Genomic DNA, 26,961 nt, shown 5'->3' with positions numbered 1-26,961 from the left:
GGCCCAAGAGACAACGCTGCAACAGGAGTTCGCGCAGGCGGCCGACTGAGTACCAGGTCCCTCGGAACGTCACCCTGCTGGCCGTGGCCTACCAGCAGTCGGCCTGGGAGACGCACCAGGGCGGACACAGCACCTCCGGTGGATACGGCCCCATGCACCTGACCGACGTCACCGCCGACATGATGGCCGGCGGGGCGGCGGGCGCGGCCGGCCGGTCCGACGTGAAGAAGCTGGCGGCGGACGACGCGCTGCACACTGCCGCGACCGCGGCCGAACTGACGGGCCGGACGCCCGTGCGCTGCGCGACGACCCCGCGGCGAACATCCGTGGCGGAGCGGCGCTGCTCGCCTCGTACGAGAAGCAGCGCTCCACGGCAGGCTGTCCGACGATCCGGACGACTGGTACGCGGCCGTCGCCCGCTACGCCCAGGCACGCGACCAGCGGGCGCCGCCGCCTACGCGAACCGTGTGTTCACCACGATGAAGAAGGGCACCGCCCGCAGGACGTCCGACGGACAGCGGTCCGGCCGGCCGCCGACCCCGCCCTCGCGCCGGCCGCCGCACAGCGCGGCGAGCCGAAGCTGCCCGCCGCCGCGGCCACGGCCACCGAGTGCCCGCCGACCCTGGCGTGCACGTTCGTTCCCTGCCCACCCGTCGAACGGCCAGGCCGCCGACCGGCCCGCCAACGGCACCGTCATCGACCAGATCGTCCTGCACGACACGGAGGGCTCCTGCGCGTCCGCCATCGCCAACGCCCAGCTCGCGGGCACCGCTTCGGCGCACTACGTGATCCGCTCCGCGGACGGCGCGGTCACACAGATGGTCCCCACGCAGAACCTCGCGTACCACGCGGGCAACTACGTCACCAATATGCACTCGGTCGGCATCGAGCACGAGGGCTTCGCCGCCCAGGGCGCCACCTGGTACACCGAGACCCAGTACCGGGCGACGGCCGACCTGGTGAAGTACCTGGCCGCGCGCTTCGACGTACCGCTCGACCGCCAGCACGTCGTCGGGCACGACAACGTCGTGGGGCCCAACTCCTCGCTCGCGTCCGGGAGTGCACTGGGACCCGGGACCGTTCTGGGACTGGGACCACTTCATGGACCTGCTCGGCGCGCCCGTCGACGGCAGGCACGGCGTCGGTGACATCGGGACCGCCGTGACCATCGCGCCCGGGTTCGCCCACAGCCGGAACACCGTGCGGATCTGCCGAGGACGACCCGAGCGGGGCCACCGAGTGCGCCGACGTGCGGCGGGCGTCGAACTTCGTGTACCTGCGCACCGCGCCCCGGCCGTCCGCGCCGCTCTTCGGCGACCAGGCCCTGCACCCGACGAGCCCGGGACCACCCGGGTCGACGACTGGGCAGCACCGCGCAGGCCGGACAGCGGTTCGTCGTCGCGGACAAGAAGGGCGACTGGACCGCGATCTGGTTCAGCGGCAGCAAGGTGTGGTTCCACAACCCGCACGGTGCGCACACCGTTCCTGCGCCCGACGCGACCGTCGTCGGCCCCGTGGGCGTCAGAACCGGTGAAGGTCTACGGCACCAGCTGCCCGACCCGCCGAGATCCCGGCGGGCCTGTCACCGTCGACGCAGGCGCCCCTGATGCATGTACACCGTGCCGGCGGGCCAGGCCTACGTCACGACGGCGCCGCCCCGGCTGACCACCGACTACTTCCCGTCGGCCGCCACCAAGGTCGTCTTCGGCGGCAAGAGGATGTACACCATCCAGTACGGCCACCGTACGTCCCTGGTCTACGAAACGGACGTGCGGGCGAAGGTGGCTCAGGGCTTGACGGCGCGGTAGAGCCCGCGGCCGGCTCCGCGTGGACGCAAGCGAGGCGCCGACCAGACGGTCGAGGGTGCTGCGGACGGCGTTGATGCTGCCGCTGTCGGTGTCGCGTCCCAGAGCGGACGCGACGTCGCGGGCACGGACTCTCGGCGCCGCCGCGCCTCGCGAAGTACGCCAGGATCTGCTCCGTCAGCTTGCCGTACGTCTTGCCGTCGTCGGCGCCGTCGTCGCTCCGGTCCGCCTTGGCCGGGCGCTCCTTGGCCGCAGCCGAGGGTGCCGCAGTCGTGGGTGCCGCGGCTGCGGCCGACCGCTTGACCGGGGACGGCTTGACCGGGGACGGCGCTGTCACCGGGGCGGGGGAGGCGGAAGCGGCGGGGGCCGGGCCGGATCCGGGCATGAGGGCCTGAAGCGCGTCGAGCGCCAGCTGCACGGAACCGAGGTGGGCGGTGACCGCGGCCAGATTCCCTCTCCAGCGCCTGCTTCTGGATCTCCAGCCGGGCCAGGTCCTCCTGAGACTCTCGGCCGTGCTCTCGATGTTCCGGGCCGTCGGGGTCACGGAGACCATGGGTTCCTCTCGTCCTCAACCCCTTGTCCTGGCGGGACCGCTCGATGTCCTGGCCCGCCACTCCCGGCGCGGCACCGGGGGATGCTGCCGAACATCATATGCAGCGGTCCCACCGGTGCGGGAACAGAGTGGGCGGGCCACGGAGAGCACACCGTTTCTCGCGGGTCGTCAGCGACAGCCCGTGTGTGAGGGGCGAGCCCCGTGTCGCTCCCTTCGCACACCGGTGTCCCGGTGCCACCGGGCCCGGCCACGGACCGCGGCAGCCGTCGGATCTTCTCGGACACCGCGCGGATCCGGGCGTCCACCTCGTCGATCGCCTCTCGAAGCACACTCAGCCGCCCCTCGAGGACGGCGGCCTCCGCGGCGAGCGAGACGGTGACGGCAGCGGTGTCGCGCAGCGATGTCGGTGCGGGCGTGAGTGTCGGCGTCGGCGTCGGTGTGGGCGTCAGTGTCGGTCGGACGGTCGGCGCTGCGTGTCGTCCTCGTGCGCCTCCCCTGAAATGTGTCCCTGCCATGCTCCTCCTTCGTCGCGGCGGCGCCCGGGTCAGAGACCACCGCGCACCGCCGATACCGCGATTGACCGGGTAGCGGCGGCAGCTGTGACAACTCTCGTACGGCTGCTGCGTCGCGGCAGTTCGCGGCAGGGTAACGTTCCGTGCGGAAGGGGAGTCGGTATCGAGCACATCGGTGACACCGTGCCGCTCGCGGAACTGCTCGACGAGCGGCGGCACCTGGTGGAGGTCGCGCGCTGGATGCTGGGCAGCCGGGTCACGGCCGAGCGCGTCACCGACGAGGCGTACCGGGAGTGGTACGGGCTGTCCGACGGCGAGCGGTCACGCATACGGACACCGCGCACCTGGCTGACCCACGTCGTGGGCGGCCTCTCGCTGGCCCGGCTGGCCCCGCTCGGTCCGGACGGTGAGGACCCTGAGGACCGCGGGGCCGCTGACCCGGAGGGTTCCGCGCGCCGCCGGGGACCGTACGGCGACGGACTGGCGGGCGAGGTCAGCGACGTGCTGCTGCGGGCGGTGAACACGTTGTCACCGGCCCAGCGCGCCGCGTTCGTACTCGACGGTGTCCTCGGAGCGCCGGCGACCACGACACCAGGCGGCGCGGTGCGATCCCTGCCGCCCGCGGCCGCCCCGGCCGACCCGGCGGACACGGCCCTGCTGCGGTCTGCGCGCCCGGAGCGGCCGGTCCGCGTCACCGCGTCGGCAGGAGGAGGCCGCGCGGGCCGTACGGCAGGCGTGTGCCGACGGGGACCACGAGGGGCTCGTGGCGCTGCTGGCCGACGACGTCACCGCGTACTTCGACGGCGGCGGCAAGGTCCGTACGCAGACCGGGCCCCGTCACCGGCGCCGCTGTGGCCCGGAGCCTGCTCACCCTGCTCTCCGCCCAGCCGCGCACCACCGTGGACACCTGGCCGGTCAACGGACGCGCCGGCCTGGTCGCCCGCCACGACGAGCGGGTGGCGGCAGTGATCACCCTCGACCTGGTCCAGAACCGCGTCGCCCAGATCTGGGCCGTCCTCAGCGACAAGCTGCGCTCATGGAACAGGCCGGTCACCCAACGCATGTGACGACATGATCAGACGGTGCTGAAGACCACCTCACGCAAGCCCGCACCCGCACCCGAATCCGCACCCGCACCCGCACCTGAGCCCTCGCGGGAGCGGAGGAGCGCGGCCATCTTGTTCGGGCTGAAGACCCACATCACCTGATGGATGCCCCGGCGCGTGGCCGCGACGGTCATGAACGTGGCGGGCCGGCCGTCGCGGTAGAGGACCACTCCGGCGCGGCCGTTGGCCTCGACCGTCTCGACCTCGACCGTCGGCCAGAACCGCGGAAAGGCGGTCGACAGGTTCGCCACACGGGTTCGGCCGATGACCGGAACGCGGGCCGCCCCGCGCCTGCCGTTGCCGTCGGAGAGGCTGACCGCGCGTCCGAGGTGAGCAGCGACTCCAACGAGGCGATGTCCCCGTGCCGGGCGGCGGTGACGAACGCGTCGAGCAGCCTCCGGTGCTCGACGGCGTCGACGCTGTCCCGCTGGTCCTCGGTGAGGTGCTTGCGGGCCCGGCTCACGATCTTGCGCACGTTGACGGGGCTCGAGCCCCAGGATCCGCGCGATGTCCGGATAGGAGTAGTCGAAGGCCTCCCGCAGGACGTAGGCGGCGCGCTCGGTCGGCGGGAGCTTCTCCAGCACCAGGAGCAGGGCGAGTTCCAGCGCTTCCGCCCGTTCGGCACCGGCCTGCGGGTCGTTGCTGGTGTCGATGGGTTCGGGCAGCCACGGACCGATGTCAGGTCTCGCGGCGGACCCGGGCCGACTGGGCCACGTTGAGTGGCCAGTCGGGTGGTGGCGCTCGACAGGAAGGCGGCGGGGCTGACGACGACGGTCTGTCGTCGTGTGCTGCCACCGCAGCCACACCTCCTGGACGACGTCCTCGGCCTCCGCCGCACTGCCCAGCACGCGATAGGCGATGCCGAAGAGACGCGGCCGGAGCTGCACGAAGACGGACACGGCCTCGTGCAGGTCGCCTTCCATGGGGGTCGCCTCTGGATGCATGTCCTTCGGCCTCCGTTTCCTGTTGCCGGGTTCTTGGCGGAGGCGATGCGCGGGCGGGACTGCCCGGGCTCCGGTGCGTGGTCCCGCGGGCACCTCCGTTCAAGAGGCCGCGCACCCGGATGCTTCGTTACAGGTTGTGGGAGAGGCAGTGGGACAGGTTGTGGGTCACACCTTGTGTCATCGTCTACTCGACGGCTTTCCTTCGGTGGAGACCTCGGCCATGAGCGCGGCGATCTCTTCGGGGACGGGGGAATGCTCTCGTGGCTGACACCGGTCGTCGGCGACCAGACGAGGTTGACCCGGAACGCGAGGGTCCGTCTCGGGGAAGTCGCTGCGGTTGTGGCAGCCGCTGCGGGTCTCCCGGCGCCCCAGTGCCGCTTCGAGCGTGGCGCGCGCGGCCAGGGCGGCCGACTTCAGGTCGAAGGCGTGGGCGGGTCCTGGAAGCCGGCGATGTCGGGGTGGACCCCGACGTTCTCCATGCGCTTCTCGATGAGGTCCAGCTCCGCCAGACACCGGCGCGCAGCCCCTGTTCGTCCCGGACGACGCGCGTGCTCCGTCATCGTGTTGCGGATGGCGCGCGCTGCAGGGCGCGGACGTTCTCGGGCCCGTCCGCCGCGAGCAGCTCGTCGACCTCGGCGCGGGCCCTGGCCACGGCGGAGGCGCTGCGCGGCTGTGCCGTGAGCGACGCTCGAGTAGGCGGCGGCGGCCTGACCGGTGATGCGACCGTAGACCAGGAGCTCGATGAGGCTGTGCCGCCGAGGCGGTTGGCGCCGTGCAGTCCGCTGGAGGCCTCGCCGATCGCGTACAGCCGCGCACGTCGGTGCTGTGGTCCTCAGGACGCACCCGGCCCGCCCATCGAGTAGTGGGCCGTGGGCGCGGCACCTCGATGGGATCACGCGTGATGTCGAGCATCTGCAGTTCGAGGAGGGTCTGGCAGACCGAGCCGCTGCATGATCGTCTGGCGGGGAGGTGCGAGCGTCGAGCCAGACACCGCCGCTTTGGGCGATGCCGCGGCCTTCGCTCGATCTCGGTGTACGAGGCCAGCGCCACGCGGTCGCGCGTCGACAGTTCCATGCGCTCGGGGTCGTAGCGGGTCATGTACCGCTCGCCGAGCGCGTTGCGCAGGATGCCGCCCTCGCCGCGGGCGCTGCGCTGACCAGCGTGCCCGCCGCGTTCTCCGGCTCGATGATGCCGGAGGGTGGAGACTGCACCAGTTCCGGGTCGCGCAGCCGGGCGCCGGCCTCGACCGCCAGCCGGAAGAGTCGCCAGGGTGTTCTCGTCGCGGCGCGACGACGTGCGCCGCCAGATGCGCAGGTGTGACCGCCGGCCGCGAGATGACGGCGTCCGCGTGGATGAGTGGCGGGTGCCGTTGTCGAGGTCGAAGCCGTACGCGCCGAACACCGCGCCGTCGTGGGTCAGCAGCCGCGTGATGTACACGCTGTCGAGCAAGGGGATGTCCAGCTGGCTCGCCCGCCGGACGAGCGTGCGCTGGATCTCAGGCCCGTGTAGTCGCCGGCGAAGGCGGTCCGCCGGAACTTGTGGGCGCCGAAGAAGCGCTGGGAGATGCGGCCGTCCTCCTCGCGGGCGAAGGCCATCCCGTACCGCTCAGGTCGTCGATCCCCAGGGCCGCGCCCTGGGTGACGATCTCGGCGGTGCGCGGATCGCCGAGCAGGTAGCTCTCTTGAGCGTGTCGGCGGCGTGCTGCTGCCAGCTGTCCTCGGATCCATCGTGGCCAGCGCCGCGTTGATCCCGCCGGCGGCCAGTGAGTGTGGGTGTCCTCCCTGGCACGTTTGCCGACGGCGATGACGTCGACGCCGGCCTCGGCCAGCTCGATCGACGCCCGCAGGCCGGCTCCGCCGGTGCCGATCACCAGCACCGTGGTGGACAGCCGCTTCTCGGTCATGGCCACGATCACTCCCGTCGCTCTGTGTGGGTAACGGACAAGTGACCAGGGCGGGCGCCGGTTTGTGACACGGGTGTCAGCGCGGTGCACACCGTGGGAGTGCGGGTCTCACACCTTCCGACCGACAGCTCACCGACGGCCCCGGAGCGTCACGGCCAGCAGCTCCGAGTCGTCGCGGCCCGGCAGCGGGACGAATCCGTGCAGGGGCCAGTTCGCCGACGAGCTGGGCGCGCGTCGCGGGCCACATCCAGAACGTCTCGGTGTGCTCCCGCAGCACGTCGTCCGCGGTCCTGACCCAGTAGTCGGCGCGGGTGCGGATGCGGTAGCCGGCGGCCGACATCGTCATGCACTCCGCCGTAGACGTGCGCACCGACCCGCTTGTCCGCCAGCAGGCGCACGACCGTGCGGACCGGAAGCCGGGCCGGCGGCAGCTGCAGGAACAGCGAACCGTCAGGGGTGAGGGCCCTGCCGATCGCGGACCACAACCTCTCGCGTACGGCGGGTGGCAGGCAGCCGATCATGTTGTGACAGACGGCCGCGTCCGCGACCGCGTCCAGCGCCGTCTCGTCCAGGGGGTGCGGGTGCACGGTCACCCGGTCCCGCTGCTCGGCGGGCAGGGTGGCGAGCCGGGTCAGCAGGGACGTGCGCATCGCCCTGGCCGGCTCCACCGCGTGCACGTCGGCCCAGGAATCGGCCAGCGCCAGCATCGTCACCCGCCCGGTACCGGCCCCGATGTCCAGCACGCCGCTGCGGGCCCCGGCGATCTCACGGCCGTACAGGCGGCGCACCCGCGCCTCGTCCTCGTCGGCCTGCGGATGTCGTAGAACTCGGCGGTCACCGCGTAGCGAGTCGGATTCCTGCCGGATGTTCGGCGTTCTGGTCGCTGACAGTGTGCATGTCCCACGTGACAACGTCTGGGCATAGTGTGTGACACGGGGGCGGCAGTCGCGCACCGCTGTCACAGATCGCGGACGGTGCGCGGTCAGTTCTCGGACCCGTTTCCTGGAATCGTCTCCGGACCCGTCCTCGGCCCCTGCCTTTGGACCCGTCTCGGACCGACCGCGTGACCGGACCGGTTCCCCTTCCCGCCGGCGCCGCCGCCGCGCCGGGTCAGTGGCCCCACGGCCGATCACCGACCCACCGGCCGGCCGAGCGCGCCGGCCCCGAAACCGATCGTGAGAGCGGAGTACGTCGTCATGACCGCGCGTTCCCCACAGGTATGGCTGCCCGCACAGTTCGGCCGTCTCGCCGAGCTGCCCCCGGAGCGCTCGACTACGCCCGCTGGGACGGCCGTTCGGCCTTCCCGACGGACCCGGCGGAGTGGAGTTCTACGTGCCGCCCTGACCAGGATCATCGACGTCATCGCCGAACCGCTCGCCCGGATGACACGGCTGCGGGCGGTGCAGGCACTCAGCTCCGGCACCGACGAACTGCGGGCGGCACTCGACCGGCTGCCCCGTGAGGTGACCTTGTGCAACGCGCGCGAGTCCCGCCGCCGGCACGGCGGAGCTGGCCCTGACACTGATCCTCGCCAGCCTGCGGGCATACCGGAGTCGCTGCGCGCCCAGGACCGGGAGGACTGGGACACCCGGACCCACTCGACCCTGTACGAGCGGTCCGTGCTCATCGTCGGCCACGGCGCCGTCGGCTCCGCGCTGGAGGAACTCCTGGCGCCCTTCGGCTGCGTCGTCACCCGCGTCGGGCGCGAGGACAGGGCCGCGCGCCAGGGCCGGTGCACTCCGTCGCGCACCTGCCCCGGTTCGTTGCGGACGCCGACGTGATCGTAGCTGTGCACTCCGCTGACCCCGGCGACCCGGCACCTCTTCGACGCCGGACTCCTGTCCCTGCGTCAAGGACGGCGCCCTGCTCGTCAACGTGACGGGCGCGGTCGTCGGCACCGACGCGCTGCTGAAGGAGGTGCACGGCGGCCGCCTGCGGGCCGCCCTCGACGTCACCGACCCCGAGCCGCTCCCGCCCGGGCATCCGCTCTGGACCACGCCGGGCGTACTGATCACCCCGCACGTCGGCGCCTTCACCCCGATCTGTGGCCCCGTCTCGAAGCGCTCGTGCGACGGCAGTTGGCCCGGTTCGCCGCAGGTGAGGAGCTGGAGAACGTGGTCACACGCTGACGTCGGGCCGCACGACGGTGTCACACTTTGCCGCCTCATCGGTCTCTGACTGGGACAGCTGGTTCATGAATGCACCTGAACAGTGCAGTCAGTACAGACGGTGCAGGCAGCGCGGTTCTGGACGAATCGGCTCCCTGGGTGCGACGCGGAAAGCGAATGGTGACGAGATGGGACAGCGAGCAGCCGGCCGGCCGAGCCGGAGCAGCGCGGCGGGGACAGAGCTCGCCACGTGGGTGGACGGCCGGACGGGCCTGCGGGCTGACCCGCTCCGCGCGCCGCCTCGTCTTCCCCGACCACTGGTCGTTCCTGCTCGGCGAGATCGCCGTCTACAACCTCGTCGTCCTGCTGGTCACGGGTGTCTACCTCGAGCCTCTACTTCCACCGTCCGCCGACCTCGTGGTCTACGACGGCCGGTACGTGCCGCTGCGGGGGCGGTTGGTGTCCCAGGCCTTCGACTCGACCCTGCACTCTCCTTCGACGTCCGCGGCGGCCTGCTCGTCCGCCAGGCCCACCACTGGGCGGCCCTGGTCTTCGTCGCCGCGGTCTTCGCGCACCTGCTGCGGGTGTTCTTCACCGGCGCGTTCCGCAAGCCGCGCGAGCTGAACTGGGTGCTGGGGTTCCTGCTGCCTCGTCCTGGCCATGTTCGCGGGCCTGACCGGCTACGACCTGCCCGGCGACCTGCTGTCGGGAACTGGCCTCCAGGTGGTCAACGGCACGCTCCTGTCGATCCCGGTCGTCGGGACCTACCTGTCGTTCTTCCTCTTCGGCGGCGAGTTCCCGGCGAGGACCTGATCGCCCGCTTCGGCGCCCTGCACACACTGGTCATCCCCGCCCTGATCGTCGCCGTGCTGGTCGGCCGGCTGGCTCTGGCCGTACGGCACCGGCACACGCAGTACCCGGGCCGGGCCGGACCGAGAACAACGTCGTCGGCCTGCCGTTCGCAGTGCTGCGTGCCGTCAAGTCCGCCGGCTACTTCTGCTTCGTGTCCGGCGTGATCTTCTTCATGGCCGCCGTGGCCCAGATCAACCCCGTATGGGACTACGGGCCCTTCCGCCCCGACCAGGTCTCCGCCGGATCCCAGCCGGACTGGTACATGGGCGTCGCGGACGGCCTGCTGCGCGTCATGCCCGGCTGGGAGATCGAGCCTGTGGGGCCACACCCTGGCCCTGGACAACCTCCTGCCCCTGCTGGCCGGAACGCTGCTCTTCCTGGCGATGGGTGCTCTGCCCTTCCTCGAAGCCTGGGTCACGGACGACGACCGTGAGCCACCACCTCCTGGACCGCCCCGCAACCGCCCGGTGCGCACCGCGCTGCTGGGGTGGCCTGGCTCAGCTGTCTACGCGGTGGCGCTCGTCGGCGCCGCCAACGACGTGATCGCCACCCAACTGCACGTCAACGTCAACTCCGTGACCTGGACCGTGCGCATCGGCCTGTTCGTCGCCCCGGTCCTGGCTTCGTGATCACCAAGCGCCTCGCCCTCGCCCTCCAGCGCAGCGACCGCGACAAAGTGCTGCACGGGCGCGAGACCGGCGTCATCAAGCGCCTGCCGCACGGCGAGTACGTCGAGGTCCACGAGCCCCTCGACCAGGCGCGGTTGCACACCCTCACCGCCCACGAGCAGTACCGGCCCCTGGCGGACGGGCCCGACCGGGACCCCGACGGTCCCGCGCCCGCCCGCACCCGCCGCCTGCGCGTCGCGCTCAGCCGCGCCCTGTACGGCCCGGGCACCCGGATCCCCAAGCCCTCGCCGACCGAGCGCAAGGAACTCACCGGCCGGCACCGCCCCTGACCCGCCCGGCGCCGGCCGAGTGGCCGTCCGCCGACACCCCACCCGCTCCCCGCCCGGGAGACGCGGGCCGACCGCCCGAGAGCTGCAACCGACATGGACCGTGCCGCTCGTACCGCGCGCACTGCCCGTACCTCGCGCACCAACCGGACCCGTGCGCGACTCACCGCCCTCGCCACCGCCACAGCATCTTCATGCCGGCCTGCTCGTCTCACCGCGGCCGGTCCGGCCGCCGCCGACAAGGGAGTTGCCGACAAGGGAGCCGCCACCCAGGCGCCAAGCCCACCGTCGTCCTGGTCCACGGCGCGTTCGCCGACTCCACGAGCTGGAACGACGTCATCCGCAAGCTGCGGCACGACCGCTACCCGGTGGTCACCGTCGCCAACCCGCTGCGCTCCCTGACCGGCGACGCCACCTACCTCAAGGAGGTCCTGGCCGGCATCGACGACCCATCGTCCTGGCCGGACACTCGTACGGCGGCTCGGTGATCAGCAACGCCGCCACCGGCAACGAGAACGTCAAGGCGCTGGTCTACCTCGCGGCCTTCCTCCCGGACAAGGGCGAGAGACGCCGTCGACCTGTCGGGCAAGTTCCCCGGCAGCACCCTCGGCGACGCGCTGCGCCGGTGCCGACCACGAACGCCGACGGCTCCCAGGTCAACGACCTCTACATCCAGAGCGACGGTTCCACCACCAGCTCGCGGCGGACGTGCGCAACGAGACGGACCTGATGGCCGTCACCCAGCGCCGTCACCGACGCCGCCCTCGCCGAGGGCGCGGCCGAGCCGGCCTGGAAGACCATCCTCCTGGGTCCTGGTCGCCACGCAGGACCGCAACATCCCGGCCGCCGCCCAGGAGTTCATGGCGAAGCGGGCCCACGCCCACACCTCGAAGGTGAGTCCTCGCACGCGGTGAGCGTCTCCAAGCCCGGAAGGTCACCGAGGTCATCGAGGACGCGGCCCGCGCGGTGCGCTGACACCGCCGCGAGACGGCTCTCGTGCGGACGGCGCGCTCTGCCGCGCGCCCGTCCGCACGGCGCTTCGCGATGTCGCACCCGGCCGGTGCGGCCGGTCGGATGTCCGCGATCCGCTCCACCCACGGCCGGCCCGGCGGACCACCTCCCGCACCGGCCCCGGACGTGCAAGGACCAGCCCATGCGCCACGAACCGCGGATCACACCGATAGGCCCGGCCGACCTCGCCCGCACCGTGGCGCTGCACCACCGCTGCTCACCGCAGACCCTGTGGAGCCGCTACCACCGGGCGATGCCCGACCCCGCCACCTACCTGCCCACCCTGCTGACCCGCCCCGGCTCGGTCCACCTGGCCGTGCAGGACGTGACCGGACGCCACGTCGCCGTAGGACACCTGATGCCGGATCACCGGGCCGCGGAGGCCGCGCTGCTGGTCGAGGACTCTGGCAGGCCGCGGACTCGGCACCCGCCTCCTGCGACGTCTCGCGCGGCACGCGCTCAGCGACGGCCGGGAGACCCTCTACGGTCTCTTCCTGGCCGGCGACGAACGGATCGACGCGATGCTCCGCCACGCGGACGTGCCCGTGCACCGCACGGAGGAAGGCGACACCGTCACCGCCTGGGCAGGGGCCCGCGACCTCGCCGCCCTCCGCACGGAACGGACGAACCGGCCACGGCTGCGGTTCCGTGGCCGGTGTCCGCGCGACGACGCCCCTACTCCGGCCAAGGGCTGTTCCGATGATCTCGACGAAGTCCGCACGGCGGAACGAGGCGTCGAAGTGGCCAGCACGTCATCGTTCATGGTCCCGAACGTGGTGTCGGGGCGGTCGGCCATGCCTCGTCAGAACGCCTTCAGGATGCGGTTCTTGAAGTCGGGACGCGGGTGCGCGGCGACGACGTCGGCCCGCTGCTGCTCGGTGATCTCCGCGAGGTCGAGGCCCAGGACGTCGGTCTCGACACCGAGGCTCACCACCGCGACTCGGGCGCCAGGTGGTGCGGCACTTCCGGGGTGGTGTGCAGGGCGATGGCGAGCCACGCGGTGCGGGCCTCGGCCTCGGTGCGGCCGTGGTCGAGCAGGAAGGTGCGGGCGGCCTCGGCGCCGTCGATCTCGAAGCGACGGTCCTTGGTGGCGTGCGCGGCAGTCAGGCCGAGGTCGTGGAAGAGCCCGCCGACGTAGGCGAGCTCGGGGTCGACATCGAGGCCGCGTGCGGCCGCCCTGAGGATCCCCACAGGTAGACGCGGCGCGAGTGGTGGAAGAGCGTCTCGTCGGCGCGGCGCGGACGAGGTCGGTGGCCTCTCGGACCAACCGGGTGCCGGGAAGGGTGATTCGCGATGATCTCCGGCACGGTGGCCTCCTCGATCGGATGCGGAGCGGACTGGTTCCCAGCCTTCCTCCCGGTCGCGGTCCGGCACCGCCCGTTCTGCCGTGCATCCCACAGATCCGGACCAGGTCGCGTCCGGCGGTGGCGTGCGCGCGGTCAGCGGGCGCCGGCCGCGGCGTCGTCCTCGTCGGAGCGCCGGGTGGTCGCGAACCGGGCCCGGTACCCGCTCGGCGAGACGCCCAGCCGGGCCACGAACGTGCGGCGCATCGACTCGAGCTCCCGAAACCGGCGGCCCGCGCCGTCTCGGCCACCCCGCAGCCGGAGTCGAGCAGCGCCTTCGCATGGTCGATCCGGATCCCCTCGACGAACTTCGCCGGGGTCGTGCCCATCTCCGCGTGGAAGAGCCGCGCCAGATGGCGTGGGCTGACACCGATCAGGGCGGCCAGCGAGCCGGCGGTGTGCGGCAGCGCGAGCTGCGCCGCCACCAGGTCGACCGCCGAGCGCAGCAGCGGGCGGACGGGGAGGACGTACCTCCAAAGGCGCCGAGAACTGCGACCGGCCGCCGGGGCGCTGCATGAACACCACGAGGTTGCGGGCGACGTTCCGTGCCAGCTCGACGCCGTGGTCGTCCTCCACCAGCGCCAGGGCCAGATCGATGCCGGCCGAGACGCCCGCCGAGCGGTGATGACGCCGTCGTCCCCGGCGCAGAGAGCGGCAGGCTGCACCTGGACGTCGCGATAGCTGCGGGCCAGCAGCTCGGCGTGCCGCCAGTGGGTGGTGGCGCGCCGTCCGTCCACAGCACTCCGGCACCGGCCAGGACGAGACGAACCCGTACAGATCGACACCAGCCGGCGCGTTCGGGAGTGCAGGAGGCGGACCGCCTCGGTCAGATCGCCGGGACGTTTGCCTGGCGACCAGCTCGTCCCCACCGGAGACGACCACCGTGTCCGCCTCGGCCACATCCGCCGTCGGCCCGTCGACCGGCAGCCGCAGGCCCACCGAGGTGACGACCGGCCCACCGGACGGCGAGTATAGCTGAGCGCGTAGCGCGCGCCGAACCGTCCCTCTTCTTCGGAGGGAATCCCCGCGCTTCAGGCGGGAGGGAATCCGCGATCCTGAGCCAGGCGGAGCGAAGCGCCGCCGCATCGCTCGTAGTGCTCGCCCAGCGCCCGTGCTCAGCCGGGCCGCTGACTGGTACTCGATGTAGTCCTTGATCACTGTCAGTGGAGCACCGCCGCATGACCCGGCGAAGTAGGACCCGGACCAGAACCGGCCGTGCATGATCGCCCGGTTGACGCGGCCGGTGAACTCCTGCCGTAGGCGGCGCGAGGAGACGCCTATGAGGGAGCTGACCAGGTTCGACAGGGCGACCTTCGGCGGGTAGTGGATCAGCAGGTGCACGTGATCCTCTTCGCCGTTGAACTCGATCAGGTCGGCTTCGAAGTCCTCGGCACGCCTTCCGCATGATCTCTTCGCAGCGGGTCAGCATGGCGTCGTTGAAGACGCCCGTCCGATACTTGCGACGAACACCAAGTGTGCGTGCAGGTTAGCAAACGACTGTGACGCCGCGCCGTACGTGGGGATCTGGTTCCCAGCGTGGTGGCATACCCAATGTTATGATCTTGCTGTCTCGAACCGCGGAAGGGTGAACCAGTGATCCGCGCCTACAAGTTCCTCGCCTGGGCCCACCGTCGGCCAGCAGGGCGCCCTCGCGGCGATGCTGCGCGATCGCTGCACCCTCTACAACGCAGCCTTGCAGGAACGCCGCGACGCCTGCCGGCACGCCTCGAAGACCAGCATCAGAGTACGGGCAGCAGTCCGGAGCGGCTCAAGACATCCGCTTCGGCCGAACCACGCAAGGTGGTCGTTCTCCAGCCAGCAGGCGACCTTGCGCCGCTTGCTGATAAAGCGTTCGCCGCGTTCTTCCGGCGCATCAAGGCCGGGGAGACGCCGGGCTATCCCCGTTTCCGCTCGAACAAGCGGTTCGACACGGTGGACTTCCCCAAGGACGGCGACGGCTGCCGCTGGGACTCCACCCCGCACGACCCCGTCACCCGCGTGCGCCTCGGCGTCGGACATGTCAGCGTGCACCAGCACCGTCCCGTGGCCGGGCACGGTCAAGACGATCAGCGTCAAGCGGGAAGGACGGCGCTGGTACGTCGTCCTCACCGCCAACCAGGCCCGGCCCGAACCGCTTCCCGCGACCGGCGCCGTGATCGGCATCGACATGGGCATAGCCAACTTCCTGACCGACTCCAAGGGCGGAGCCGTGCCCAACCCCCGGCACGGCCGGAAGGCCGCCGCGAAGCTCGAAGCCGCACAACAGGCCCTGTCCCGGTGCAAGCGCGGCAGCAAGCGCCGCCGCAAGGCCGTAGAGACCGTGGCCCGGCTGTCACGGCAAGGTCCGGCGTCAGCGCCTGGACCACGCACACAAGACCGCGAATGAGTACGTACGCGACAACGACTTCATCGCGCACGAAGACCTCAAGATCCGCAACATGAGCAAGGCGCCGGCACCGAAGCCTGACGCCGACCGGCCCGGTGCGTTCCTCCCCAACGGGGCGAGCGCAAGGCCGGACTCAACCGTTCGATAACTGATGCCGGTTGGGTGTTCCTCGCGATCCTCGCGGCCAAGGCGGAAGGCGCCGGGCGAGTGGTGATGGCGGTGGAACCCCGCAACACCTCCCGGCGGTGCCCCGCATGCGGGCACACCGCCAAGGAGAACCGACCCACACAGGAGAAGTTCCACTGCCAAACGTGCGTGGCCACCAGGCGCACGCTGACACGGTAGGGCGCCCTGAACGTTCTACGGGCCGGGCTGGTCCGTCGCGACGCCAAACCGGCGAAGCGAGAAGCCACTCCGTTTACGCGGAGGAGTCACGACTCTGCCTTTCCCGTGCCGCGCGCGCGGTTCCCTCGGTGTGTGCGGCACGGTCGGGCCGCGTTCCCTGCGTCGGTGTCAATCTCCCACAGGCTCGGACGCGAGGCCGCCGTCCTCCTGGGCCCGGCCTCTCACGCCACGGTGTCGGCGTACAGGTCGTCCTCGAACGCCGCCGCCTCCACGATCGCCTTGACCGAGGTCAGATAACGGGCCGCGTCCGCGCCGTCCACCAGCCGGTGGTCGTGCGACAGCGACAGGTGCACCAGGTCCCGGACGGCGATGACCTCGTCGTCACCGTCGCGTACGACCGCGGGCCGCCGGACCGTCGCGCCCACGCCGAGGATCGCGGCCTCTTCGGCGGCACGATGACGGTGTCGAACAGCGCGCCGCGCGAACCGGTGTTGGAGATCGTGAAGGTCGCCCCCGTCACGTCGTCGGGCGTGAGGTGCCTGGTGCGGGCCCGGTCGGCCAGGTCGTGCACGGCCCGCGCGAGCTCGGCGACGGTCAGGTCACCGGCCGACTTGACGACCGGGGTCAGTCAGACCGTCCTCCGTGTCCACCGCGATGCCGATGTTCTCGGTGTCGAAGTAGGTGATGGTCCCGGCGGCCTCGTCGATCCTGGCGTTGATGACCGGATGCGCCCGCAGCGCCTGGGCGGCGGCCTTGATGAAGAACGGCAGCGGAGACAGCTTGATCCCCTCCCGGGCGAGAAGCCGTCCTTCGCCCGGGCGCGCAGCCGCATGAGCCGCGTGACGTCGGCCTCCACGGAGCTGGTCAGCTGCGCCTGCTCCTGCAACGCCTGCTTCAGGTTGTTCCCGATGGCTCTACGGATCCGGGTCATCGGCACGGTCCGCCCGCGCAGCGAGGAGGTCGCGGTGGCGGGGGCCGCGGGTGGGGCGGGAACTGCGGCTGCGGGGAGGGGGTTGGGGCCGGAGTCGGTATCGGGGCTGAGGCCGGGGCCTGGGCTGGGGCGGGATCGGGGCTCGGAGCCGGAGCCGGGAGGCGGTCGCCGCTGGGGAGCTGACGGTGCGGGCGGAGCCGGAGCCGCAGCGGGGGCAGGCGCAGGGGCTGGCGCGGGAGCCGGAGCCGGGGCAGGCGTCGGCGTCAGGGGCCGTCCGGGCCTCGTCCGGTGTGCCGATGACGCCGAGAGCCGCCCCGACCTCGACGGTCTCGTCCTCCGCCGCGGTGATCTCCAGCAGCACACCACCCGCCGGCGCGGAATCTCGGTGTCGACCTTGTCGGTGGAGACCTCCAGCAGGTTCGTCGGCCTCGACGCGCTCGCCGACCTCCTTCAGCCAACGGGTCACGGTGCCTTCGGTGACGGACTCGCCGAGTGCGGCAGGGTCACGGAAACCGTCGCGGTGTCGTCAACTCCTCAACACCGGCGGGCGCGACGCGACGGCCCGCCGGATCTGTCGTTCGTGGTCTGTGTCGTACGGGGCCGGTCGCACCCGGCGCCCGGCGTTCTTCAGCGGCCGAGGCCGTACCGCTCGCGGGCCTGGTCGACGGTCGCCGGGGAGACCTGCCCGGCCCGGGCCAGCCGGGCCAGGGCGGTCACGACGATCGACTCGGCGTCCACCGGAAGTAGCGGCGGACGTCCTCGCGCGTGTCGGACAGCCCGAAGCCGTCGGTGCCCAGGGAGTAGTAGTCCTGCTCGATCCACTGGCTGATCTGGTCCGGCACCTGCCGCATCCAGTCGCTGACCGCCAGCACGGGGCCGGGCGCGCCCGCGAGCGCCCGGGTGACGAACGGCGTGCGCTCCTCGCCGCGCATCGTGGCGTCGTCGGCGTCCATCGCGTCGCGGCGCAGCTCCGTCCAGGACGTCACCGACCACACGTCGGCCCGCACGCCCAGTCGGCGGCGAGGAGTTCCTGCGCGCGCAGCGCCCAGTGGACGGCCGTACCGGAGGACAGCAGCTGCAACCGCGGTCCCGCGGCGCCGGGTTCGGCCGGCCGGGAACCGGTAGATGCCCCGGACGATGCCCTCCTCGATGCCCGGCACCGCGGGCATGGCCGGCTGGTGCTTCGGCTCGTTGTACACGGTCAGGTAGTAGAAGACGTTCTCGAACGCTCGCCGTACATGCGGCGCAGGCCGTCCGGACGATCACGGCGATCTCGTAGGCGAACGCCGGTCGTGGCTGACCGCCGCCGGGTTGGTGGCCGCCAGCAGGTGCGAATGGCCGTCACCGTGCTGCAGGCCCTCGCCCGTCATGGTGGTGCGCCCGGCGGTGCCGCCGACCACGAAGCCGCGGCCCATCTGGTCGCCCAGCGCCCAGAACTGGTCGCCGGTGCGCTGGAATCCGAACATCGCGTAGAAGATGTGGAAGCGGGATCATCGGCTCGCCGTGCGTGGCGTACGAGGTCGCCGCGGCGGTGAACTCGGCCACGGAGCCGGCCTCGGTGATGCCCTCGATGAGGAGCTGCCCGGAGGCGCTCTCCCGGTAGTGGAGGAGCTGGTCCGCGTCGACCGGATCGTAGAGCTGCCCTGCGGCGAGTAGATGCCGGCCGTCGGGAACATCGACTCCATGCCGAAGGTGCGGGCCTCGTCGGGGACGATCGGCACCCAGCGCGCGCCGGTCCGCTCGTCCCGCATCAAGTCCTTGACCAGCCGGACCAGCGCCATCGTGGTGGCCATCTCCTGGTGGCCCGACCCCTTCTCCAGGGCCTCGAAGGGCTGCGCGGGCGGCTCGGGCAGCGGTGCGGCCGTCACCCGGCGCAGCGGGAGTGGGCCGCCCAGCGCGGCCCGTCGCTCGTGCAGGTACCGCACCTCGGGCGAGTCCGCCCCGATGCCAGAACGGACCTGGTCCCCGGCCAGCGCGCTGTCGGGGATGGGCAGTTCCAGGTGTCGCGCAGTTCACGGAACTGCGCCATCAGTGAGCTCTTCATCTGCGGTTGGCGCCAGCGCGACTCGAACGCCGAACCCAGCGTGTGGCCCTTGACCGTCTGGGCGAGGATCACCGTCGGCGCACCCCGGAAGCTCCACCGCGGCCCGGTAGGCGGCGTACACCTTCAACGGCCCGTGTGCCCGCCGCGGGAGCTCTCGAACAGCTCCACCAGCTGCGAAACGTCGCTCAGGGACGCGGCGAGACGCGGACAGGCTGCTCCCGGCGAAGAACTTCTCCCGGATGTACGCGGCGTCCCGCGCGGCCAGCGTCTGCATCTGCGCGTCGGGCACCTCGCCCAGGCGCCGGACCAGGTCGCCCGTGGCGTCCTGCGCGAGCAGCGGGTCCCACGCCTCGCCCCAGAGCGTGCTTTGACCACGTTCCAGCCCGCGCCCCGGAACCGTGCCTCCAGCCCCTGGACGATCTTCGAGTTGAGCGACCGGTCCGTCGAGGCGCTGCAGGTTGCAGTTGACGACGAACGTGAGGTTGTCCAGGCCTCGCGGGAGGCGAGCGCCAGCGCCGCCATCGACTCCGGCTCGTCCATCTCGCCGTCGCCCAGAACGCCCACACCCGTGAGGCGGAGGTGTCCTTGATGCCGCGCGCGAGCAGATAGCGGTTGAAGCGGGCCTGGCAGACGGCGCCGAGCGGACCGAGACCCATGGAGACCGTCGGGAACTCACAGCCACGGCAGCCGCCGGGGTGCGGGTAGGACGGCAGGCCGTGCCCGCCCGCCTCCCGCCGGAAGCCCTCCAACTGCTCGGCGCTCAGGCGTCTTCGAGGAACACCCGCGCGTAGATGCCCGGCGAGGCGTGCCCCTGAGGAAGAGCTGGTCGCCGGAGCCGCGTCGCCGTCTTGCCGCGGAAGAAGTGGTTGAACCCGATCTCGTCACAGCGCGCGCCGCCGACGCGTAGGTGGAGATGCTTGGCCGCCGAGCCCCAGGCGCGCAAACCCCGGGCGACCATCGCGGCGGCGTTCCACCGGTTGAGCGCGGTGATCCTGGACTCCATCTCCGGTCACCGTCGAACGCTGGGCTGCGCGGCCGCCGACGGTGTTGATGTAGTCCGACGACGGCAGCGGGGGCAGCGCCCCGTTTACGCGTCGGCGGACGCGTGCACGCGCCGCATCAGATACGCGGCGCGTTCCGGCCCGGCGGCACACGTTGCGCACGACGCGGCGTCGAGGGAGGCCTGCCATTCGGCGGTCTCCTCCCGGTCACGGTCGGGTAGCTGGTCGAGCTCACTGGTCGCGGGTGTCTCAGTGGGCCGGGACGCGGATCTGCGTTCATGGCAGCCTTTCCTGTCACGGAGCGGGGCGAGTGCCGACAGCCGGCGACACGGTGGGGCGGCGGCCGGAATGACGTGCGAAGGCGGTGGTGTCGCCCGCCGGTTCAGCGGTTCTTGAGCCACTCGGTATTGAAGGTGTGGTGGCCCAGCTGGGCGTGCAGGCCCGGGCAGCAGGGTCCGCTCGCCGAGCACCGACGCCGAAGAAGCCTCCGCGTCGGGGACCACAGGCCCGGACCGGCCGAGCACGGCCAGCAGTTCGCCGGTGCCTCGTCGAGCCGGAGCTCCTCGGGTCCCGCTGGTCTCCAGCACCCCGAAGCGGGGCAGCCCCACCGCGGCGCGGGCGACCGCCGCGGCGACGTCGTCCGTGGCGACCGGGCGTACCAGCAGGGGCGGCACGTGCACGCCGTCGGGCCGGAGTGCCTCCGTCGCGGCCGTCTCGACGGACTCGTGGAACGGAGTGGCGCGCACCAGGGTGTAGGGCACGGTGGCGTGCCGCGCCAGGTCCTCCTGCGCAGCCTTCGCCGCGAAGTACTCGAGCGGACGCGGTCGGCGCCGACCACGGACAGCGCCACGTAGTGCTCGCGGCCGAGCGCGGCGGCGCCGCTAGAGATGGCCCGTCGAGGCGGTGAAGAACCGCGTACTGGCCGTCTGTTCGCGGGACGGGGCGTCGGTCAGGTCCACGATCACCTCGGCGCCGGCCACGGCCCGTGCCAGGCCCTGCCCGGTGCTCACGTCGACCGCGTCGGCGCGGGAGACCGGCACGACCTCCACGCCGTGGTCGCGGAGCCTGGCGACCGTACGGGCACCGATCAGGCCGGTGGCACCTACTACGACGACTCTCATCCGGATCTCTTTCGTCGGGGGCCGATGACCCTGCCGGGGCCGATGGCCCTGCCTGGGCCGATTGCCCTGCCGGGTGCCGGACGTTCCGCCGGGTGTCCGTGACCCTGCCGGGTGTCCGAGGGACGACGGTGGCGGGCGGGCGTCCGCGTACCACCGTGCTCACCACACCTAGACCGTCCGGAGCAGGTTCTTGTGACACCGTGTCGGTCGCGGCCGGCCGTCGTCGCGTGTCACAGATTCCCGGGGCACCCGGTCAGGAGGTTCGAGCGGTCGCCATGGCCGCGACGATCACGTGGCGGCGCGGACGACGTACCGCGCGGACACGGTGCAACCACGGAAGGTGCGACCCAGTGTCGGAGAACTCAGAGCACACCCAGCACGGCCACCACGGGCACGGGCACGGCACGGGCGGCGAGGACGGCCCCAGCTGGACCCGGGCGGCGAAGATGCTCCAGGACGCCTCACCGATCACCGTTCCCGAGGGTGCCTCGGCGATGACCATCCACGTCGGGTGGGAGCCCGGCGACCCCGGCACGCCGCCGCACCGCCACTCAGGACCGGCGTTCGGCTACGTCATCAAGGGCGCCGTCCGCTTCGAACTGGAAGGGGAGCCGGAGCGCGTCGTCGAGGCCGGCGGCACCTTCTGGGAGCCCGGCGGCGACGCCATCCACTACCAGGACGGCAACGCGCTGGACGACGAGCGGACCGAGTTCGTCGTCACGATGATGTGCGCGCCCGGCAAGCCCATGCTGGAGCTCGTCGACGAGGCGGAGCTGAAGGAGCGCGCCCACCTGCGCGCACCGCGGCCGGCCGCCTGACGCGCGGCGCGGGGCCCTGGACGCAGGGCCCCGCTCGTCGGGGCGAGGTCGGCTCAGCCGAACATGCCGGGCTTGTAGCCGCCGGCCGGCTGCTGGTTGATGACGTTGATGCGGTTGTAGGCGTTGATGACCGCGATCAGCGAGATCAGCGCCGCGAGCTGGTCCTCGTCGTAGTGCTTGGCGGCGTTCGCCCAGGCCTCGTCCGAGACACCGGTCGAGCCGTCCGCGATGCGCGTGCCCTGCTCGGTCAGCTCCAGGGCCGCGCGCTCGGGCTCGGTGAAGACCGTCGCCTCGCGCCACACGGCCACCAGGTTCAGCCGCTGCTGCTCCTCGCCCGCGGCGGTGGCGTCCTTGGTGTGCATGTCGGTGCAGAAGCCGCAGCCGTTGATCTGGCTGGCACGGATCTTCACCAGCTCCTGGGTGGCGACCGGCAGGGCCGAGTGCATCGCCGCTCCGGCCGAGTTCAGGTGCTTCATGACCTTGCCGGCCAGGGCGTTGCCGAAGTAATTGATACGAGCTTCCACGGGGGATCTCCTCAAGTGCGGAACGATTACGTTTCACTGACCGGGCACCCGTCGGTTCTGTGACACGACGCACGAGCAGGTCCCGGACTCGGCGCGAGTCCCGGGAGACACCGTGTGAATATTCTGGCCCCGACCACCACATCCGGACGGCCGCACACGTCCGGATAGCCTCAGAGCACACCGTCAGCGAGCACAGCGAATACAAGGTGATCACCATGGCAACCGAAAGTGTTCTGCATCCCAGCCTCATCGTCCCGATCGGGCACGTCGAACCGGTCCCGCGACGCATCCGGGGGACGATCGCCGGCCGGGTCGTCTTCGACACCCGCCGCGCCCTGTACGTGTGGGAGTGGCAGGCCTACCCCCAATTCAGCATCCCCGTCGAGGACTTGGTCGACGGCGAGCTGCACGACGACAAACACATGGAGCAGCTCGGGGCCGGCCCGGCGCACCGGCACACCCTTCAGGTCGGACCGGAGGTCCGCGAAGGGGCGGCGTGGGTCTGGGGCGAGGGCGCCCCGGGTGCGCTGCGTGACACCGTGCGTTTCGAGTGGGAGGCCCTGGACTCCTGGCTGGAGGAGGACGAGCCGGTCTTCGTGCACCCCCGCAGCCCCTACTCCCGCGTCGACGCGCTGCGTTCGAACAGCCGGGTCCGGGTCGAGCTGGACGGAGTCGATAGCTCGCGGAGGCCGACAACTGCGTCAAGCTCTTCGAGACCGGCCTGCCCACCCGCTACTACCTCGACCCCGCGACCATCGACTGGACCCGCCTGCGCCACTCGGACACGGTCACCCGCTGCCCGTACAAGGGGACGACGAGCAGCTACTGGTCCTTCGACAGCGACACCGCCTCCCACGAGGACATCGCCTGGACCTACGACTTCCCGACCACCCACGTGCACCGCATCGCGGGCCTGACCGCGTTCTACAACGAGCACGTCGACCTGTACGTCGACGGCTTCAAGCTGCCCAAACCCGGGGATGCCGACGGCACTTCAGCCGACTAGTGCCGTGACCGCACGGGTGCACCGGGGTGGTGGTCGCGGCGGAACGACCCGGCAGAGGCGTCGGCCACCGCCGCTACCGCGGTGCCCAGGCCACGTGCTTCGGCGGGCCGGCCGGGCGGACGTCGACCAGGTCGAAGCCGTCCTCGTGGCGCACGAGATGCTGGACCCGGCCGAGGCCGGAGTCACGGACGAATCCGACCCACCCGAGCGTGGTCGCGTGGCTGAGAAGCCATCCCACGACGTCCATCGTCACCCGAAGTCGTCCTCGTGGATCCACGTCCGGACGGTCAGGCCCATGCTTCGCCGCCGTCCAGTGTTCGGCCGGTCCGTGGCACGGACCGGCAGGAGACATCGCGCCGTCGAACGAACGGCTCGCCGAGCCACCGTCGAAGAAGGGCTGCCAGGGACCACCCCATGACTCCCAGTCGGTCGACTTCAACTCGGCCGGCATGTCCGCCTGTCCCATGAGCCACCTCAGTCTCCACAAGCACCGGCTCGGGCAGGTCCGGCGGCAGGTCCACCGCCAGGAACAGGTCGTAGTGGTCGCTCACCTCAGGGACCCTAGCCGCCGGCACCGGCGAGGCATCCGCCGAGGCGGACGCCCTCTCGTAGCCGTCGCGGGCTCAACCCGGCAGTGCCCCGGCCCTCGCGTCACTTGCGCCAGAACAGGTGGTGCGTCACGCCGCTCGGGCTGGGCACGACCTCCAGGTGGAACCGGTCGAGCAGGTGCCCGTCGGGGATTCCCAGAGCCGCAGCCCGGACCCGAGCTTCACCGGCGCGACCACCACGTGCATCGTGTCGACGAGGCCGGCGCGTCGAGGAACTGCCGGACGGCGCTGACCGCCGCCGAGCCGGACGTCCTTGCCCTGCGCCGCTTCCCGCGCCTGCGCGAGGACCGTCGCCGGGTCGCCGTCGACGAAGTGGAACGTGGTGTCGGAGAGCGTGAACGACGGACGCGGGTGGTGGGTCAGACGAACACCGGCGTGTGAACGGCGGCTCGTCCCCCCACCAGCCCTGCCACTCGTGGTCCTGCCAGGGCCCGCGCTGGGGCCCGAACTTGTTGCGGCCCATGATCTCGGCACCGATGTTGTGAGAAGTCCCGCGTGAAGTAGCAGTCGTCGAGGCCCCGGCCGCCTCCGCCGTCCGTGCGCTGGGCCAGCTCGCCGTCGCGCCGGCCCAGGACATCAGCGGCGCCGGGTCGACGGCGTGGCCGAACGGACTCTGCAGGCTCTGGTCCTCACCGGCACCGATGCCGTCGCTGGAGAGATCGTGAGCGTTCATGACTTTCAGCAGCTTTGATCGACGGGTTCCCTCGCCTGTTCCTGTCGTGTCGTCGTGCGGCGAGGCGCCGCACATCATGACGTCGAACGGGATGCCGCCGGATCACGACAGCAGCCACGCAACTCCTCTTCCGGGACCGGTCGAGACGGTCCGTCCCATCGTTCCTTTCGCCCGACGCGTCACGCAGTGACGGACATCCCGGTCTCAAGAGGGAAGGACCTACCGAACCAACCGCCCGAAAAGGACCGAGCCGCGAGCGACATCGTTCTCGAGCTCCGCCGCGCAGGACTTCGCCGACGCCACCGCCAAGCCGCCGCCGCTGCTACGAGCTGGGCGTCGAGGGCGCCCGCAAGCTGCTGGACGACGTCCAGTCGGGACCCGTCGAGAAGCCCGACGTGGACGAGAAGTGGATCACCGTCCCCGCGGAGGTCGGCGACGTCCGGGTGCGCATCATCAAGCCGTCGGCAGCACGGGCGTCCTGCCCGTGATCCTGTACGTGCACGGCGGCGGCTGGATCCTCGGGAACGCCGGCACCCACGACCGCCTCGTGCGCGAATCTCGCCGTGGGCGCGAAGGCCGCCCTGGCCTTCGTCGAGTACGACCGCTCCGGAGGCGAAGTACCCGGTCGCCATCGAGCAGGCGTACGCCACCGCCCGCTGGATCACCGCCCGGGGCGGCGACGAGGGACCCTCGACGGCTCTCTGCCTGGTCGTCGCCGGTGACTCCAGTCGGCGGCAACATGAGCGCCGCCCTCACCCACATGGCCAAGCAGCGCGGCGACGTGACCTTCCTGCACCAGTCGCTGTACTACCCCGTCACCGACGCGGGCCAGGACACCGAGAGCTACCGCACCTTCGCCCACGGCCCGCACCTGACCGCGAAGGCCATGGAGTGGTTCTGGAACGCCTACACCACCGACCCGGCCGAGCGGAACCAGGTCACCGCGTCCCCGCTGCGCGCGACCCTGGAGGAACTGGCGGGACTGCCGCCGGCCTTCGTCGCCGTCGACGAGAACGACGTGCTGCGCGACGAGGGCGAGGCCTACGCGCGCAAGCTGATCCAGGCCGGTGTGCCGACCATGAGCGTCCGCTACAACGCCACGCTGCACGACTTCATGATGCTCAACCCGGTCCGCGGGACCCAGGCCTCCACCACGGCGATCGAGCAGGCCGTCCACGTGCTGCGTGCAAGGCCCTCGGCACCGACTGAAGGCCCGCGGCACCGACTGAACGAAAGGCCACTCCCATGAGTGAACAGAAACCGACCGTCGTCCTCGTCCACGGAGCCTTCGCGGACTCCTCCAGCTGGAACGGCGTCATCGAGAAGCTCCAGTCCCACGGCCACCCTCGTGGTGTCCGCGAGCAACCCGCTGCGCGGCCTGAGCAGGACAGCGACTACGTCCGACAGCTCGTGGAGTCCCTGCCAGGACCCGTGGTCCTCGTCGGACACTCCTACGGCGGTTCGGTGATCAGCAACGCCGCGCGCGGACTCGACCGCAGCGGCAGCTCGTCTTCGTCGCCGCCTTCCTGCCCGACGAAGGGGAGAGCGCGGTCGACCTGTCCGGGAAGTTCCCGGGCAGCACCCCCGGGAGACGCTCCGCCCCGTGCTCGATCACCCTCGCCGACGGCGGCCGGGCGCGACCTCTACATAGAGGAGGGCAAGTTCCACCAGCAGTTCGCCGCCGACGTCCCCGAGACGGCGGCGGCGGTCATGGCACGACCACCGCAGCGGCCGCAGTGCGCCGACGCCGCGCTGGCCGAGGGCGCCTCGGCCCCGGCCTGGCGGGACGTTCTCCTGTCCTGGGTCACTCGTGGCGACGGAGGACCGCAACATCCCGGCGCAGGTGCAGATCTTCATCGGCCGAACGCGCGAAGGCCACGGTCGTGACCGTCGACGCCTCCCACGCGGTCGCCGTCTCCCGCGCGCGCGACGTCGCCCGCCTGGTCGACGAGGCGGTACGGGCCACCGCTTGAGCCGCTGTGGCGCCGCGGCGCGGTGCGCGTCACCGCGCCGCCTCGCGGCCCGGCCCCGCTGCGGGCGCCGGGCCGCCGACTTCGGGAGCGCACCAAAAGACGCATCAGAGAGCGTCACCAGGCGCATCAACGAGTTCGGGAGCGCGTCGCGAGCACGGAAGAGCAGGCCGCTCGCGGGGTGGCCGACATAGAGTGCCTACCCGTACCGGGAGGCCCACCTCGGTGCCGCCCGGCTGCGCTGTAGGCCGCTCTTCATCGCGCAGTCGGCGCTGACCCACCGGCAGAAGAGGGACACCGAGACTGGTACCTCGACGAGCAGAAGAGAAGTACGTCGCGGGGATGGTGACGCAGCACATCGCCGACAGCATCATAGCGCGAGGCCGACACGGCCCGGCACCGGCGCTTCCTGCGGTGGCTGCGCCGGATGCTGATCGCCATG

General features: G+C 71.5%; 14 protein-coding genes and 14 pseudogenes. 12 read left to right on the top strand and 16 right to left on the bottom strand.

All coding sequences use genetic code 11. The annotated features are described in order from the left end of the window. The first annotated feature begins 83 nt into the window (after positions 1-83). Positions 84-1,148 carry an N-acetylmuramoyl-L-alanine amidase gene (locus RBJ77_RS23455; protein ID WP_372346807.1) on the top strand — a complete coding sequence of 355 codons (1,065 nt, stop codon included), beginning with the start codon at positions 84-86 and terminating at the stop codon, positions 1,146-1,148. Between the two features lie 462 nt (positions 1,149-1,610). Beyond that, positions 1,611-1,808 (top strand): hypothetical protein, encoded by a 198-nt coding sequence (locus RBJ77_RS23450; RefSeq protein ID WP_372346806.1) that lies wholly within the window; start codon positions 1,611-1,613, stop codon positions 1,806-1,808. Here RBJ77_RS23450 and RBJ77_RS23445 read toward each other — a convergent pair. Both RBJ77_RS23445 and RBJ77_RS23440 read right to left on the bottom strand, forming a co-directional pair. Continuing rightward, positions 1,787-2,358 (bottom strand): annotated as a pseudogene (locus RBJ77_RS23445) (hypothetical protein). The gene RBJ77_RS23450 and the pseudogene RBJ77_RS23445 overlap by 22 nt on opposite strands. 1,203 nt (positions 2,359-3,561) lie before the next feature. Beyond that, the gene (locus tag RBJ77_RS23440) at positions 3,562-3,711 is read right to left on the bottom strand and encodes a hypothetical protein (RefSeq protein ID WP_372346805.1); all 150 of its coding nucleotides are present in this window, start codon (positions 3,709-3,711) and stop codon (positions 3,562-3,564) included. A 10-nt stretch (positions 3,712-3,721) separates the two neighbouring features. On the opposite strand from RBJ77_RS23440, the gene RBJ77_RS23435 reads away from it, so the two are divergent. Beyond that, on the top strand, positions 3,722-3,937 hold the full coding sequence (locus RBJ77_RS23435; RefSeq protein ID WP_372346804.1) for a hypothetical protein: 216 nt from the start codon (positions 3,722-3,724) through the stop codon (positions 3,935-3,937). A gap of 8 nt (positions 3,938-3,945) precedes the next feature. Here RBJ77_RS23435 and RBJ77_RS23430 read toward each other — a convergent pair. From RBJ77_RS23430 to RBJ77_RS23410, 5 genes and pseudogenes are all read right to left on the bottom strand, one after another. After that, a pseudogene (locus RBJ77_RS23430) lies at positions 3,946-4,899 on the bottom strand (sigma-70 family RNA polymerase sigma factor). A 434-nt stretch (positions 4,900-5,333) separates the two neighbouring features. Further along, complete coding sequence (locus RBJ77_RS23425; protein WP_372346803.1) at positions 5,334-5,480, bottom strand: hypothetical protein; 147 nt, start codon at positions 5,478-5,480, stop codon at positions 5,334-5,336. A 508-nt stretch (positions 5,481-5,988) separates the two neighbouring features. Beyond that, positions 5,989-6,414: pseudogene (locus RBJ77_RS23420) on the bottom strand (FAD-binding protein); the annotation flags it as partial. A 1-nt stretch (position 6,415) separates the two neighbouring features. Further along, complete coding sequence (locus RBJ77_RS23415) at positions 6,416-6,823, bottom strand: FAD-binding protein (protein WP_372346802.1); 408 nt, start codon at positions 6,821-6,823, stop codon at positions 6,416-6,418. Positions 6,824-6,972: 149 nt separating this feature from the next. Further along, entirely contained in the window at positions 6,973-7,611 is a 639-nt protein-coding gene (locus RBJ77_RS23410; protein WP_372346801.1) for a class I SAM-dependent methyltransferase, read from the bottom strand. A gap of 408 nt (positions 7,612-8,019) precedes the next feature. Between RBJ77_RS23410 and RBJ77_RS23405 the strand changes: the two are divergent. The 3 pseudogenes from RBJ77_RS23405 (at position 8,020) to RBJ77_RS23395 (ending at position 11,713) form a co-directional block, all read left to right on the top strand. Then, a pseudogene (locus tag RBJ77_RS23405) lies at positions 8,020-8,952 on the top strand (2-hydroxyacid dehydrogenase). Between the two features lie 167 nt (positions 8,953-9,119). After that, positions 9,120-10,741, top strand: a pseudogene (locus RBJ77_RS23400) (cytochrome bc complex cytochrome b subunit). A 93-nt stretch (positions 10,742-10,834) separates the two neighbouring features. Further along, positions 10,835-11,713: pseudogene (locus RBJ77_RS23395) on the top strand (alpha/beta fold hydrolase). A 711-nt stretch (positions 11,714-12,424) separates the two neighbouring features. Here the strand turns inward: RBJ77_RS23395 and RBJ77_RS23390 are convergent. The 3 pseudogenes from RBJ77_RS23390 to tnpA all read right to left on the bottom strand — a co-directional run. After that, positions 12,425-13,056, bottom strand: a pseudogene (locus tag RBJ77_RS23390) (HD domain-containing protein). A gap of 299 nt (positions 13,057-13,355) precedes the next feature. Next, positions 13,356-13,421: pseudogene (locus RBJ77_RS23385) on the bottom strand (hypothetical protein); the annotation flags it as partial. An 802-nt stretch (positions 13,422-14,223) separates the two neighbouring features. After that, a pseudogene (gene tnpA, locus RBJ77_RS23380) lies at positions 14,224-14,616 on the bottom strand (IS200/IS605 family transposase); the annotation flags it as partial. A gap of 493 nt (positions 14,617-15,109) precedes the next feature. On the opposite strand from tnpA, the gene RBJ77_RS23375 reads away from it, so the two are divergent. Further along, on the top strand, positions 15,110-15,478 hold the full coding sequence (locus RBJ77_RS23375; protein ID WP_372346800.1) for a transposase: 369 nt from the start codon (positions 15,110-15,112) through the stop codon (positions 15,476-15,478). Positions 15,479-15,691: 213 nt separating this feature from the next. After that, positions 15,692-15,823 (top strand): zinc ribbon domain-containing protein, encoded by a 132-nt coding sequence (locus tag RBJ77_RS23370; RefSeq protein WP_372346891.1) that lies wholly within the window; start codon positions 15,692-15,694, stop codon positions 15,821-15,823. Positions 15,824-16,044: 221 nt separating this feature from the next. Here the strand turns inward: RBJ77_RS23370 and RBJ77_RS23365 are convergent. The 3 genes and pseudogenes from RBJ77_RS23365 to RBJ77_RS23355 all read right to left on the bottom strand — a co-directional run. Next, positions 16,045-17,250 (bottom strand): annotated as a pseudogene (locus tag RBJ77_RS23365) (2-oxo acid dehydrogenase subunit E2); the annotation flags it as partial. A gap of 131 nt (positions 17,251-17,381) precedes the next feature. Further along, positions 17,382-20,119 (bottom strand): annotated as a pseudogene (gene aceE / locus RBJ77_RS23360) (pyruvate dehydrogenase (acetyl-transferring), homodimeric type). A 561-nt stretch (positions 20,120-20,680) separates the two neighbouring features. Further along, a complete protein-coding gene (locus tag RBJ77_RS23355; protein ID WP_372346799.1) occupies positions 20,681-20,920 on the bottom strand; it encodes an NAD-dependent epimerase/dehydratase family protein in 240 nt (79 codons plus the stop codon). A 446-nt stretch (positions 20,921-21,366) separates the two neighbouring features. Here RBJ77_RS23355 and RBJ77_RS23350 point away from each other — a divergent pair, with 446 nt between their 5' ends. After that, on the top strand, positions 21,367-21,738 hold the full coding sequence (locus RBJ77_RS23350; protein WP_372346890.1) for a cupin domain-containing protein: 372 nt from the start codon (positions 21,367-21,369) through the stop codon (positions 21,736-21,738). Positions 21,739-21,791: 53 nt separating this feature from the next. On the opposite strand, the gene RBJ77_RS23345 is transcribed toward RBJ77_RS23350, so the two are convergent. Then, entirely contained in the window at positions 21,792-22,262 is a 471-nt protein-coding gene (locus tag RBJ77_RS23345; RefSeq protein WP_372346798.1) for a carboxymuconolactone decarboxylase family protein, read from the bottom strand. 215 nt (positions 22,263-22,477) lie between these two features. Between RBJ77_RS23345 and RBJ77_RS23340 the strand changes: the two are divergent. Beyond that, positions 22,478-23,268, top strand: a pseudogene (locus RBJ77_RS23340) (DUF427 domain-containing protein). Between the two features lie 73 nt (positions 23,269-23,341). On the opposite strand, the gene RBJ77_RS23335 reads toward RBJ77_RS23340, so the two are convergent. Both RBJ77_RS23335 and RBJ77_RS23330 read right to left on the bottom strand, forming a co-directional pair. After that, entirely contained in the window at positions 23,342-23,506 is a 165-nt protein-coding gene (locus RBJ77_RS23335) for a hypothetical protein (RefSeq protein WP_372346797.1), read from the bottom strand. Between the two features lie 413 nt (positions 23,507-23,919). After that, positions 23,920-24,549: pseudogene (locus tag RBJ77_RS23330) on the bottom strand (dihydrofolate reductase family protein). A 261-nt stretch (positions 24,550-24,810) separates the two neighbouring features. On the opposite strand from RBJ77_RS23330, the pseudogene RBJ77_RS23325 reads away from it, so the two are divergent. After that, a pseudogene (locus tag RBJ77_RS23325) lies at positions 24,811-25,758 on the top strand (alpha/beta hydrolase). Between the two features lie 36 nt (positions 25,759-25,794). Then, positions 25,795-26,436, top strand: coding sequence for an alpha/beta fold hydrolase (locus RBJ77_RS23320; RefSeq protein WP_372346796.1), 642 nt, complete (start codon positions 25,795-25,797; stop codon positions 26,434-26,436). Positions 26,437-26,961 lie beyond the last annotated feature (525 nt).

The organism is Streptomyces sp. KL116D, assembly GCF_030766975.1.
GTDB lineage: Bacteria > Actinomycetota > Actinomycetes > Streptomycetales > Streptomycetaceae > Streptomyces > Streptomyces longispororuber_A.
Note: the sequence above shows the minus strand (reverse complement) of the source record. Positions and strands in the feature narration are given on the sequence as shown.